General features: G+C 32.8%; 13 protein-coding genes. 3 read left to right on the plus strand and 10 right to left on the minus strand.

Annotated features, from left to right (window positions below; genetic code table 11):
* Positions 1-20: 20 nt before the first annotated feature.
* Positions 21-869 carry a pyridoxamine kinase gene (locus tag AC2CGN_RS17380; protein ID WP_484515184.1) on the minus strand — a complete coding sequence of 283 codons (849 nt, stop codon included), beginning with the start codon at positions 867-869 and terminating at the stop codon, positions 21-23.
* Between the two features lie 178 nt (positions 870-1,047).
* On the opposite strand from AC2CGN_RS17380, the gene AC2CGN_RS17385 reads away from it, so the two are divergent.
* Positions 1,048-1,599 (plus strand): ECF transporter S component, encoded by a 552-nt coding sequence (locus AC2CGN_RS17385; protein WP_484515186.1) that lies wholly within the window; start codon positions 1,048-1,050, stop codon positions 1,597-1,599.
* A gap of 117 nt (positions 1,600-1,716) precedes the next feature.
* Positions 1,717-2,157, plus strand: coding sequence for a cell wall hydrolase (locus AC2CGN_RS17390; RefSeq protein WP_054770595.1), 441 nt, complete (start codon positions 1,717-1,719; stop codon positions 2,155-2,157).
* Positions 2,158-2,310: 153 nt separating this feature from the next.
* Here AC2CGN_RS17390 and AC2CGN_RS17395 read toward each other — a convergent pair whose 3' ends face one another.
* Entirely contained in the window at positions 2,311-3,783 is a 1,473-nt protein-coding gene (locus AC2CGN_RS17395) for a DUF7309 domain-containing protein (protein WP_484515189.1), read from the minus strand.
* Positions 3,784-4,204: 421 nt separating this feature from the next.
* On the opposite strand from AC2CGN_RS17395, the gene AC2CGN_RS17400 reads away from it, so the two are divergent.
* Positions 4,205-5,293 (plus strand): TolB-like translocation protein, encoded by a 1,089-nt coding sequence (locus tag AC2CGN_RS17400; RefSeq protein WP_484515191.1) that lies wholly within the window; start codon positions 4,205-4,207, stop codon positions 5,291-5,293.
* A 398-nt stretch (positions 5,294-5,691) separates the two neighbouring features.
* On the opposite strand, the gene AC2CGN_RS17405 is transcribed toward AC2CGN_RS17400, so the two are convergent.
* The 8 genes from AC2CGN_RS17405 to AC2CGN_RS17440 all read right to left on the minus strand — a co-directional run bounded on the left by AC2CGN_RS17405 (position 5,692) and on the right by AC2CGN_RS17440 (position 11,952).
* Complete coding sequence (locus AC2CGN_RS17405; RefSeq protein ID WP_484515193.1) at positions 5,692-6,069, minus strand: DUF3221 domain-containing protein; 378 nt, start codon at positions 6,067-6,069, stop codon at positions 5,692-5,694.
* A gap of 363 nt (positions 6,070-6,432) precedes the next feature.
* The gene (locus tag AC2CGN_RS17410; RefSeq protein ID WP_484515195.1) at positions 6,433-7,068 is read right to left on the minus strand and encodes a hypothetical protein; all 636 of its coding nucleotides are present in this window, start codon (positions 7,066-7,068) and stop codon (positions 6,433-6,435) included.
* A 76-nt stretch (positions 7,069-7,144) separates the two neighbouring features.
* Positions 7,145-7,651, minus strand: a complete 507-nt coding sequence (locus AC2CGN_RS17415) for a PadR family transcriptional regulator (protein ID WP_484515197.1) — start codon at positions 7,649-7,651, stop codon at positions 7,145-7,147.
* Positions 7,652-7,657: 6 nt separating this feature from the next.
* Positions 7,658-10,120 (minus strand): ABC transporter permease, encoded by a 2,463-nt coding sequence (locus tag AC2CGN_RS17420; protein ID WP_484515199.1) that lies wholly within the window; start codon positions 10,118-10,120, stop codon positions 7,658-7,660.
* Positions 10,089-10,808 carry an ABC transporter ATP-binding protein gene (locus tag AC2CGN_RS17425; protein ID WP_484515201.1) on the minus strand — a complete coding sequence of 240 codons (720 nt, stop codon included), beginning with the start codon at positions 10,806-10,808 and terminating at the stop codon, positions 10,089-10,091. Before AC2CGN_RS17425 ends, AC2CGN_RS17420 begins: the two co-directional genes overlap by 32 nt.
* 313 nt (positions 10,809-11,121) lie before the next feature.
* Positions 11,122-11,295 (minus strand): hypothetical protein, encoded by a 174-nt coding sequence (locus AC2CGN_RS17430; protein ID WP_484515203.1) that lies wholly within the window; start codon positions 11,293-11,295, stop codon positions 11,122-11,124.
* 133 nt (positions 11,296-11,428) lie between these two features.
* Positions 11,429-11,563 (minus strand): hypothetical protein, encoded by a 135-nt coding sequence (locus AC2CGN_RS17435; RefSeq protein WP_484515205.1) that lies wholly within the window; start codon positions 11,561-11,563, stop codon positions 11,429-11,431.
* A gap of 101 nt (positions 11,564-11,664) precedes the next feature.
* Positions 11,665-11,952 carry a hypothetical protein gene (locus AC2CGN_RS17440; RefSeq protein ID WP_484515207.1) on the minus strand — a complete coding sequence of 96 codons (288 nt, stop codon included), beginning with the start codon at positions 11,950-11,952 and terminating at the stop codon, positions 11,665-11,667.
* Positions 11,953-12,480 lie beyond the last annotated feature (528 nt).

The following is a 12,480-nucleotide window of genomic DNA, read 5'->3' on the forward strand; positions in this document are numbered from 1 at the left end:
GTCATCTCTAAGTAAAATCTCTAAAGCAGCATTCTTAAAAACCTTTCAAAATGCACGCCTGCCTCGGGCGGAACCTGCTCCTTAGATGTTGCTTCAATCGCAGCAGCTAAAAACGTCTCTGCAAGCTTCATTGACTCCACTAAATCTTGTCCTCGCATCATGCCACCCATAATAACAGATGCAAACAAATCACCTGTGCCGGAATAACTCTCACCATTATAATCACGGATACTATGAAAAGAACACTCTGCATCAACATACATATTCCCCACATAACGCTGTCCTTTATCCGCTGCTGGTGGATTTAAGCCGGTAATAATAACGTTCGCCCCAGTCACCTGCTGAAGCTGATGACCAGCCTGCTCCAGTGCCTGAAAATATGCTAAATCATTGGCATAACTCTGAAGCTTCTCATACGCCAAACCAGTAAGCAAACAGCATTCTGTAACATTTGGCGTAATAATATCAGCACACTTTACTAACTCTTTCATACGATCAAGCAACTCGCCAGTGAACATTTTATAGACCTCGCCATGATCTCCCATCACCGGGTCAACAAGAAGTTTCGTTTCATTTGAGTGAAACACACTTAAAAAACGAAAAATATTATCAATTTGCTCCTTACCTGTAACAAAGCCTGTGTGAATACCATCAAAGGTTGCTCCAAGCTTACTCCACTCATCCACAAAGTAGTCCATCTTTGACGTTAAATCCTCACAATAAAAGCTCGAGTACCCTGTTTGTGCTGTTAAAATCGCAGTCGGCAAAGGAACTGCCTGAACACCCATCACAGATAGCACAGGGATCGCAGCCGTTATTGAGCACTTTCCAAAGGATGACATATCCTGAATTACAGCAACTTTTTTCATCATACATTCCACCTAACTAATCCTGCTTATACTCTCCCCATCGTATCACAATTAGAAAGAAGCGAAAATAACCGCAATCTGACCCCTACCTTTTTTATAAAATTGGCACTTTTACAACAGTCAGACCTTTGCTAAAGTAAAAATCATCAAAATATTCATCATAGTGAGGAAGATACAGATGCAAAATATACAAAGGCAATCCTATACAAAATCACGCACGAAAACTTTTGATTTAGTGATTACAGCCATTTTAGCTGCACTTGTTTTCGTTGCCACAATGTTTATCAATCTTAAGCTACCATTTGGCCAAGGTGGGCTTATTCATTTAGGGACATCTATGCTTTTCATCTCAGCGATTTTATTCGGTTCTAAAAAAGGGGCACTTGCTGGAGCAATTGGAATGGGCTTATTCGATATTGTAGGTGGCTGGTTAATTTGGGCACCAACTACTATTATTTCGCGCGCATTACAGGGCTTTATCGTTGGTAAAATTGCTTGGTCTCAAGGATATAGCGGCGACAATATTGGCCTAAACATTTTAGGAGCAGTCATATCCATGCCTGTGATGATTGCCATTTATTATGTCGGGCAAGCAATAATGTTTAATAGCTGGATCGCACCGTTAGCATCCATTCCTGGAGATGTCATTCAAAACTTTGTCGGCTTAATAATCGCGATTCCTGTATGTATCGTGCTGAAAAAGACACCCTACTTCAAAAAGAATTTTTAATCTAAAACAAACACGCCAACTTGCTGTTGTGCTTGCAGCAAAGATGGCGTGTTTTGAATTTATTTCAAATGGCAAGAATGTAGGGTTTTTTTCATACTATATCTTGGAGGTGAAAAAATGCCAAGAGTAAAATACATTGATAATGACGTTTCCTTAGTGGCAAGAATGATGAGAGCTGAAGCGGTAGGTGAAGGAAACCAAGGAATGCTATATGTTGGCAATGTCATTGTGAATCGTCTTGTATCAAATTGTTTAGACTTTAAAGATTTAAGAACAATTGAAGATGTTATTTATCAGGTACAGGGAGGAAATTTTTCTTTTGAAGCTGTTCAAAAAGGGAATTTATTTTACCAAAGAGCGCGATCTTCTGAAAAAAGATTAGCAAAACAGACTTTGGATTATTGGAGACAACATCCAGCCAAATATGCACTTTGGTACTTCAATCCATATGCCCCATGTCCCCCAACATGGTACGGTCAACCGTTTACTGGGCAATTTAAGAACCATTGTTTCTATGAGCCAGCTCCAGATACTTGTGAAGGTGTTTATACGGGATAGATAACGTAATAGTAATGCTACAAGTATAACCATTTTTACAAAAAGAATCTTATCTATTAGTTTAATGTATTTTTCCTCATAAACGACTATTCTAAAACCACACATTTCACTTTGCCAAAGTCAGAAATGTGTGGTGTAGGTTATTTACTATTCCTAAAAAAGATCCATCGGCATATTTTCCATAAATTCCCTTACTTCTCGAATACCAGGAAGCTCACTTTCTACAAGTTCCACACCTAGAATTTTTGCAAGCGGTTGAAGCATCGGTCTTACTTCTTTAGAGACAAATATTTTACTTGGTCTTACCTCTAAACCTTGTAAAAATGCCCAGAAAAAGCTTTGTGCCATTGGGGGCGTTTTCGGCATAGAGACTACCTCATGTCCAATCACCAAATTGCTTCCTCGTTCAACGAGTATGCCAACAATCGGATAAACATAGCGATTGGTTTGTTCCATTTCTACACCAAAGGGCAAGTAAAATAAATCATATTCTAATTGTAATGCACTTTTAGGCTTTTTCTTATATTGCGCTTTTTCAAACATTGTAATTTCCTCATAGCACTCGAATGTTGGCTTTGAGACCTGAAGTTTCAACAGATAAATTTCTTGTAACTCGCCATCCGTTTTTACTTTAAATGCTGGATATTCATGTGCGCCTACCTGTGGATATTGCCAGCCATCCTTCCGAATTTCTGTTATATTAATCATCGTTTTGATAACATCAATTAAAAGCTCTACTTCTATATAATTTGGTCTTTCAGGGTGTGTTCCCTCTAGATAGCTACGGAATTGAATCCAATTCTTCTTCCCTCTATATGTCAGCCCACAATCTTTAATAAGCTGATAATCTGCTGGTTCTAACTCATCTCTATCAACAAAATTAACAGTTAATGCATTTAAACTATAGGAAAAATCACTCAATAAATTTTTCTCAAAAAGAATTTTCGCTAAGCTATCATAGCCATGCTCAAGATCAAATACCATTAATCCAAACTCTCCACCAGCAGCTCCCATAACAGAAACAAGTACCTTGTCATTCATATCCCCAAAATCAATAACAATAATCTCATTGCTCTCTAAGTATTCCCACGGCTTTAATTTTTTTAGATCATTCGCAAGCTCCAAAAGAGTAAGGTAATCAGGTTCCTGACTTTCTAGAAAATCTATAATTCTTTCCAATTCCCTAGCCGCTATCCGTTCATTGATTTCCTCGATATTAATCTTGTTTAATTTCCCCGTATGAATATCACCTGCTCCAGCAATACAAATGGCCTTTTCTGAATCCATTGGTAATTGCACATAATTATCTAACCGAATAATAAATAATTCATTAGTATCAATAACCTGTCCAATCGCTTCGTCACCAGACTTTCGGAACCATTTAATAACCAGCTCCTCCTCTGAATCTAAATCCGTGTCATTATCAGGTAAAAATAATATTTTTTCTTTATTCGCAGATACCTGTCCATCTTTTTTAACTATTTCAAAATTAACATATTCCGCATCATCCAAATCAAAGCTTAGCAATAAAAGCTCATCTAATAAATCAAATCTACTTTCCTCCGGTAACAAAAGCTTTCGATAGATTTTCGGCTTTTTCTTGCTCTCTATATGGAGTTGTATCATGATTTAACCTCTTTTCTATTTGTTAAACTGCCGGGATGAAATCATAGCTTATAAATCTGCTCTTCATTGATAGCCATCCTCATAATAAACCACTTTTTATTAACTTTACTGACAAACTCTCTACGCTGCAAGATTTTATACTCCTTGTTTGCCATGTTCAAATTAAATAGCATGGTTGCAAGAAAAATAGCCCCTTCCGAAATAATGCTAGATTGGAGCATACAAAATTTATAAAAATGGTATTAAATTTCCTGGAATATTGATTTTTCTTCCTAAGCGCTTAAAATAATAGTGTGAGTTAGTGTTTGAGATGTATAGATTAAAATCCTATACAGGAAATTTTCGGTATATTTTTGTGCGGGAAAGTTGATATTTTATAATACAATTTTCTAAAAAAACTTCGCAAAGGATGAAATGCATAATGTATGAATTTGTTTGTAAATGCAAGAAAACGATGGGTGTTACTGTTATTTTATCGTTACTATTAGTTTTGTTTGGATGTCAAAATAAAGAAGACACCAGTCCACCTGTCGATGAACCACATGTTGATGATAATGAAGAACTCATTGTTTCTGTATTTGATAACGAAGGCAAAGGTAGTGTAGTGGAGATAAATGCTGAAAAACATGTAGAAAACGAATTAGTTAATAATGAAGAGGTTTGGTTACATGCATCACTTTCAGGCAATAAACAATATCTTGCCTATACAAGTGCAAAAGGTGATGGACCTTGGGAGATATATTTATTAGACAGAAATGATAAAAAAACTTCTCAAGTTACAAATGATACTTTAGGACAACTTATTCCTAGATTTGGTGATGAGAAAGGCAAAACCATCTACAGTGAAATAATAGGGCCAGCATACCCTGTTTCCAAGATTGCGAAAATAGATGTGAAAAAGAAGAATTCAATTGTATTTGATACAAAACAGCCTGACCGTGCTGTAGAAATGTATGATACTTCTAAAGACAAAATTATCGGTGCATTTGTCTCTGAGGAAGAGAATACAGCAAGAAGAAAGGCTGCAAATGATGCGGGTGTACCTTTAGGGCAAATTGTCTACTCAATATATGAAATGAATTTAGATGGCGCTGACATGAATTTGGTAACGAGTATAAAAGCAGTCAATATTGATTCGATGGCATATGGAGCTAATGGAAATTCTGTTATTCTTGGAGGGGAAAATATAAATGAAGACGAAGGAAGCGGCATTTATCAGTTATCTCTAACAGACAAAACATTAACTACTCTATTAACAGATCAAATGATTAAAAAAAGTAAGAATCCCCTATTATCAGAGATTGGTCAAAGAAGGCTAGCGGTATTATCAAAAAATGAGCAATTTATTTATTTTTCAGGTATCCCTAAAAAAGCAGAAGAAGTTACCGTTGACGGTATAACTTCGAAAATACAGTGTATCTATAAGTATGACTTGGATAATAAAGAAATAACAAAAGTATATGAGTATAAAAAACCAGCTTTTATTACGGATATGACGCTTACATATTAGGGTATGCAGTTGTTCAGTCGAAACAAAATTCATTCCTTTGATAAATAAAAGCTACTAGATGTAATATAGAATAATCAGGTTTAAGAAATATATCCCCTGACATTGTGTCAATATTGATGTTTGGTTATAAATAATACTAATATTATATTTTGCGAAAAATACATCTACTTTATTTATAAAACAACTCATTAACGGTAATAGTATTTTGAAAAACTTGGAGTACAAAGCGAAAACTCCTCTCGTAGTTAGTCTAGGCAACAATTACGATACGTAAAGTTTTCGCTTTTCTTCTATAGTAAAGTGTAAAATTATTGAATTAATAGAAAATCAACCACGAGTTTTGGTGAAGAACCTTATAAACGGTAATTAAGTCATATTTAGGAACCATAGCCTTTTGGTCATAGTTTTTCTATACGAATAACTTTGATTTTTGCTGGATTTGACTCCAAAATTTCAGAATACCAAATCCTCACTTCATCTCCACTTTTAATTCCTCTCATAGAAAGTTTTGATTCATTAATTAAAATTGAAACTGATTCAAATTTATTTGAGTACATGGGATTTTCGCTAGAGAAACTCTCTATATCTGATTGTTGAACATCCTTTCCTTGAATAAAATAGACTATTCCTTCATGCATTACTATATAACCAATTTCACTTTCGGTATTTTCTTTATTAGATAATAGTTGGCTAACATTACCTAAGAACCATAAAGCAACAAGAAAAAGAAACAAAAAGACCGTGTTGATAATAGGTTTGGAGATTCTGTTCTTCATTCAAATCACCATACATTTAATTATTTTCATATTGAATACAATTTAGCGTTTTTAAATGTACATAATATACCAAATACTGTGCTCCCCTCTATTCTACAATACAAAACGATACTTTACTTGTACTACTTCCCAAAAAAGTCGAGCTTAATATCTTATCCATAAATTTCTTTATAAAAGAGAAACGACGGCTATTTAAACCGTCGTCTGAGAAATGGGATATAAATTTAGTACATGAAAAATACTACTACCAGATAACGTTTTTTTTATTGCTATCTGGTAGTATTTTTGTTGTATGAAATACATAATTGAAATGATTATAGCTATCGCAACTTAAAGCCAAATGGTTTACTTTCCTAAAAGTTTTTATTTTTTAGGAAACAATGTATAAGACCATGAGTAGATAAAATCAATGATAAAAACAATGCTCCAAATTGCTCCAATTCCAAAAGTAATCTCATTAGCATAGGGTGATTCTTTTGCTATCCCTTTTTCTATCCATGACAAATCAGTTAAATACATTTTTATCTCTGTAAGGTTTTCCGTTCCCATAATCCAAAAAAACGCTTGCACTGTAACAAAAATAACCAAATGTATATAAGATGACTTACGATATTTCTTTGCAATATATTTAGGGTTATTATTTCTTTTAATAATTTTATAGTCTTTATCAGATAATAATTCAACACCACGAAAAGTCCCAATTTTTCTACGCATCCAACGATCTAGCTTTATAAAATCAAATATACCAAATGTAAATGCATAAATAATAAATATAGTAATAACAATTTGAAATGTTGAAATCTCTCCTGTTTGCTGATACACATACAATCCGAGTAACCCTTCAAGTATTAACATAAATAAAAATAGAAAAATGAACATAATGCTAAGTGTAGGTTTATTAAAGAAATAACGAAATATACCAAATAGGAGTAGTACCCCTATAGATAATAACTCAATAAGTATAAACAATTCCCAACTATATTCAAGAATAACTCCCAATCAAACACCTCCTTTGTTGAGAAAAAAACAGTATAAGATAAATACAGCAATATGAAAAGGAAACCTTTATATAGATTTATGAACGAATTCTATTTTCAATCTGACTTATCCAGTTTAAATCTGCCTCTAAATGTAAAAGTGTGCCATTGATTAATAAATATTTATGTTCTTCATTCTGAATAAGAAATTCCGTTTTTAATTTAGTCAATTCTAAAACATCTTTCATTATCATTGCTTTTTGTTGTTCTAGCATCATTTTTTCTTGCTCAAAATGGATTTTTCGAGCGCAGCTCCATTTAAAATGAAAGTCGTCCTTAGTAGAATGATAAGGTACAGGTTCTAATAACCATTTTTTTAATTCATTTTCTCCTGACTTTTCTAGCTTATATAGCTTTCTTTCTTGGTCATCTATCTCTGCAGATGACACGAGTTGATCACGAATGAGACGGTCAAGAGTAGTATAAATTTGACCAGGATTAATTTTTCCTTTGATACTTAGAAGAGACTCCAATTCTACTTTTAATTCGTATCCATGATTATTCTGTTGGTATAACAATGTTAATAGTCCATACTTTACTGACATAATTGATCAACCTTCTTTAATTGAAGATAAAATATTTATTTTACTAGCAGTCATACTAGATATCCAAGAGGCAAGAAAACTTAATAATAGACCAGCAATCAATGCTACTCCAATATTAGCAAGAGGTATATGGAAAGGTACGAAATCTCCTAAAAGCGTGGATTGACTAGTAACGTAAAGTAAAATCACACCTAATATTGCACCCCCGATGACTCCTACTAAACCTATGAGTAACCCCTCACCAACTACCATCTTTCTTACTTGTTGTCTAGTAAATCCAAGTGCTCGCATTGTTCCAATCTCAGATGTTCGTTCAAATGTATTCATTAAAAGAGTATTAGCTGTGCCAATACTAGCTAAGCCAATAATTAGGAATAGCATAATTAATATTATTTCGTTCATACCAGATAACGCAGAAGTAGTTGATTTAATTTCATCTTCAATAGTTTTAACTTTTGAAAGGTGTTCATTGAAATCTGTCCATAACTGATCTTGTAATTCCTCTCCTCTATATTTATCATTTAATGCTAGTAGCATATCAAAACTATTAGCCCAACCAAATTCATTATTTAAATGATCTTCATCCATAAAACCAACATATCCTGAATAATGTGAAGTATCTACAACATCAATGACTTCCAATTTTTGATTACCAGAAGGTGTATTTATGTGAATGTATTCCCCTACTTTACCACCCCATTCATCAAAAGCTCGCTTACCGAGCAGGATAGATGGTTTCTTTTGTAGTTCCTCATATAACGATTCTTTTTCAATATCTTCAAATAATATAGGTCCCTTTTTACTTACGGCAAAAATAGAAAATTGTCTACTCTCATCATTCATTGTTTCCCATGTAATAGGTGTAGCTTCTGTTAGTGGAGTAACATTTGCTACAGAATCATAAGAAAATAGAGTTTCTATATCTTCACTAGACCAAGGAGCTTCCGATGTGACCCTTAGATCACCCCCAAATGTATTTCTAATATCACGTTCATACCCTTCAGGAGCAGTTTCTATAACAGAGCTTAACAATAAGATGACCGCTATTCCAATGGCAAGTAGAGCAGAAGTATTCGCATTTCTATTTAATTGCTGTGTAAGGCTATGCGTAGCTAAAATTCCTGAATAGCCAAAAAACATTTTGAAAATTGGTTTAAAGATCTTACTTATTCCTATTAACAAGAATGGAAACAGCAAAATAATACTTGCTAAAATAGCTAAATAGGAAATAAAATGATCAATAAATATAAAGGAAAGGAAGCCAACTCCTACAATACCTCTAAATAGATATTGTCTTTTTGACGATACTGTTTGAGTCGCCTCTTTTAATGTCAAGAGCACCGAAGTTTTCCCAGCATTGTAAATAGGAAATAAGGAGAAGATAATAGGAAATACAATTCCTATTACAATGGCTGTTATTGTAGGCATTTTCCAATTCAAAGTGTACACCGTATCAAATTCAAATACACTAAGCAAAGTTTGCATAAACATATCGCCAAGCCAAATCCCAATTGGAACCCCAATAGCCGTACCAATTAATGATAAAATGATTACTTCAATGAATACAAGTTTAGATATAGAGCTTTGCAAATAACCAAAACTTTTCATTATTGCAAATTCCTTTTTTCTTTCCATAACACTTGTATAAATCATATTAAAGACAATGAATCCACTAATAAGCATAGATAAAACAGCAATTAAGTAAAAAAATGTGTAGAGACCCCCAATATCGTTACTTTGTAGATCATCTGCGACAACTGGTTGGATATATATATTTGAATTAGTAAATTCATTCTGTAAATCTTGAAAAAGTTTTTCACCATCTTCATTTGTTTGAAATCGTACATATGAAAGCTCATTATCCATACCTGTCCATTCTCTTAACAAATCAAGGGGAGCCATAATTCTAAAACTAGTTGATTCAGCACTTTCCCAATCACTAGGACTCGCAAGCAACTGTGTATACCCGACTATTGCCGAAATCTTTGCCTCTCCTAAATTGCTAAATCGAATAGTATCTCCAACACTTTTATTTAATAAATTTGCAACAGGCTCGGTTATAATTAACCCTTCATTATCTAACTCTCCTTTTATAACTGGTAGTTTTAGTAAAGAACTATTCTGATCATTCACACCCGTAATTCGTACAGAACGTTGATTTTCCGATTTTTCATCAAGATCAAAGAATACATGTTTATCAAGTGCAAGCAACGAGTCAGTAATGATTGGATTGTCTAAATGAGAGGAAACAGCCTCTTCTGAAAAGGTATGTTCATCACTTAAAAACCAATAATCAGCATTTGCTACATACATTTGTTCATAATAATTAAAAACATCATTTGTTGTTTTATCAGCAATTAACATGGAAGTTATAAAGGAAATGCCAATAATGATCCCAAGTAATGAAAAGAAAAATCTTTTTTTGCTTTCTATTATATTACGCCATGAAATTCGCCACATATTTAGCATAATCTTCATCCTTTCTAGAAATCACCTGATCGACAATTCCATCTTTAAAAAGAATAATTCGATCTGCAAATCCAGCTGCGAAAATATCATGTGTAACCATGATTATTGTTTGATTGTAATCTCGATTAAATCTAGTCATTAACCCAAGAATGTCCTCGGCTGTATTTCTATCTAAATTACCTGTTGGCTCATCTGCCAATAATACGGCGGGGTTGCTAACTAGTGCTCTAGCTATAGCTACACGTTGCTGTTGCCCACCACTAAGCAAATTAACCTTCTTCTGCCCAAGCCCCTTTAAACCGACGGAATTAAGTAATTGTAAAACTGCTTGCTTTTTATCTTTTGTTAAAGTTCCATCTGCATGAAGTGGGAAAGCTATATTTTCTTCCACATTTAGATTACTAAGTAATTGATAATTTTGGAAAACAAATCCAATATTCTGTCTGCGAAATATTGTCCTTTTCTTTTCTGTCATCCTATTTAAATATTGTTGATTAATTATGATGTCCCCTTCTGTAGGTATATCAAGACCTCCTAATAATTGAAGTAAAGTACTTTTTCCAGAGCCACTTGGACCCATAATAGCTACAAACTCACCTTTTTGAATTTGTAAACTAACATTTTTTAAGACTTTAATTCTCTCATGTCCTTGTAAAAATTCCTTTTTAAGATTTTCAACCTGAATCACTTTATCATATCCCCCTAATATCTTTTATATTATTATATACTAAGTATATAATGATTCAAGATTTTATATTACATATGTTCTTAAAAAGTCTTGTTTTGCAATAAAAAAAATATTTTATAGATATATACTAAGTACTCATAGAGCGGGATAAGAAAAAAGATATCTATAAATTCAGACATCTTCTACTCGTCTACAATATGGTTCTTATTTAATTCTACTTGCAGTAAAATTTTTTATATTTTTTTCAAATTCTTTTTCTGAAATCTGTCCATCAATCAATTTTTCATCATTAATAATTACGGATTCAATAAAATCAATCTTTTCTTTTAAATTCCCAGGATAAATTTAATAGACCACCTGCGTAAATTAAATTTTCATTATTACTCGCCTTTGATTTATCTCGAGAACGGGTTAATCTAATAATATCTTTTAACAATGAATGTTTAACATTATCAATATTACCGTAAGGAGCTGTCATAACTGTCATCCGTATTGCTTCTTCAAAATCTGCATTATCAGATACAATAAACCTTTTAATCTTTGTCTCATTTCTTGCTTAAAATTCAATTGTGTCATTAACCCTAAAATTTCTGCCAAAGGTGCAGATAAAAGATTCTCCTTTACTTTTTTTCATAAGCAACTAACGTTTTCAAATAATTAATTTCAACTTTTACATCCATTTCTTCTAAAGCTAAAATTCTATCTGTTGTACATTTAACAGATAATTCCTTTAATTTCTCATGTCTACTTTTCATTTCATTTAAAAAAACTCTCGTTTCAGGAAGTTTAAATGTTGTACTCGACACATTAACAGTCTTACCTAAACAAGTAACTGTCAACTTTTTATTTTCATTTGTTAATTCAATTCGCTCAATTTTTCAAAAGGAATATGGATTGGGTTTGCTCCAAACTCTTTATAATATAAACTAGAAGTAGTAACTATAAATCCGTCATCCCCTTTACCAAAAACTGTAGGGTCAACATATACACTAATCATATTTTCAAAAACGTCTGGGGAGATAGAAGTTAAAGCAACTTTAATTTTTTCTGGGATAATATCTCTAAAATATACCTTCCCCATACTATTAATTTGAGGTACATTTTTCTTAATATACTCAACTAATTTTCTTTCTTCTTCGTGCATCTCTAACACCTCTCAACAATAATAATCTATAACTATTTTACTATGGTTTGAAAACTTCTATATTTTTACTTTAACTTAACAACCATATTATACAAATTATAACAACTAAAAAGGACAAAATATGTACTTATAAAAATTTATTTATTTAATTTCTATAAATATTACCAATAAAACGTTAATATTCCCCTGTTAGGATAGATATCGTAGGATGCTTTAGTGTTATAGTTAAGTAAATATTAGGAATATCTGTATATAACAGAAAAAAAGATTGCAAAATAAAAAGAAGTAATTATTAAACGTTTGATACCACCCTCCCCAACTACAACTATAAGTCCCTTTTGGAGTAAAATCACATGAAGTTGAAAAGGCAGAAACGTTGTTAAATCAACGTTTCTGCCTTTCACTTTTTATTCACTTTTGGTTAAAAGGCCCCTTTTGGGACAGCCCTTAGTGATGTTAGTCTAAATAATGGACACAGAGAATTGGGAGTTTATAAAGTATAATAATCTTAACAATTTACTAGGAGTG

The organism is Lysinibacillus sp. DFXJR4 (assembly GCF_057196045.1).

Bases quoted from the DNA above. Each gene is read 5' to 3' on its own strand.
- AC2CGN_RS17430 (WP_484515203.1), bottom strand. From the start codon at position 11,295: ATGACAGTTATGACAGCTCCTTACGGTAATATTGATAATGTTAAACAT.
- AC2CGN_RS17435 (WP_484515205.1), bottom strand. From the start codon at position 11,563: ATGAAAAGTAGACATGAGAAATTAAAGGAATTATCTGTTAAATGTACA.
- AC2CGN_RS17420 (WP_484515199.1), bottom strand. From the start codon at position 10,120: ATGCTAAATATGTGGCGAATTTCATGGCGTAATATAATAGAAAGCAAA.
- AC2CGN_RS17405 (WP_484515193.1), bottom strand. From the start codon at position 6,069: ATGAAGAACAGAATCTCCAAACCTATTATCAACACGGTCTTTTTGTTT.
- AC2CGN_RS17390 (WP_054770595.1), top strand. From the start codon at position 1,717: ATGCCAAGAGTAAAATACATTGATAATGACGTTTCCTTAGTGGCAAGA.
- AC2CGN_RS17440 (WP_484515207.1), bottom strand. From the start codon at position 11,952: ATGCACGAAGAAGAAAGAAAATTAGTTGAGTATATTAAGAAAAATGTA.
- AC2CGN_RS17380 (WP_484515184.1), bottom strand. From the start codon at position 869: ATGAAAAAAGTTGCTGTAATTCAGGATATGTCATCCTTTGGAAAGTGC.
- AC2CGN_RS17415 (WP_484515197.1), bottom strand. From the start codon at position 7,651: ATGTCAGTAAAGTATGGACTATTAACATTGTTATACCAACAGAATAAT.
- AC2CGN_RS17395 (WP_484515189.1), bottom strand. From the start codon at position 3,783: ATGATACAACTCCATATAGAGAGCAAGAAAAAGCCGAAAATCTATCGA.
- AC2CGN_RS17385 (WP_484515186.1), top strand. From the start codon at position 1,048: ATGCAAAATATACAAAGGCAATCCTATACAAAATCACGCACGAAAACT.
- AC2CGN_RS17400 (WP_484515191.1), top strand. From the start codon at position 4,205: ATGTATGAATTTGTTTGTAAATGCAAGAAAACGATGGGTGTTACTGTT.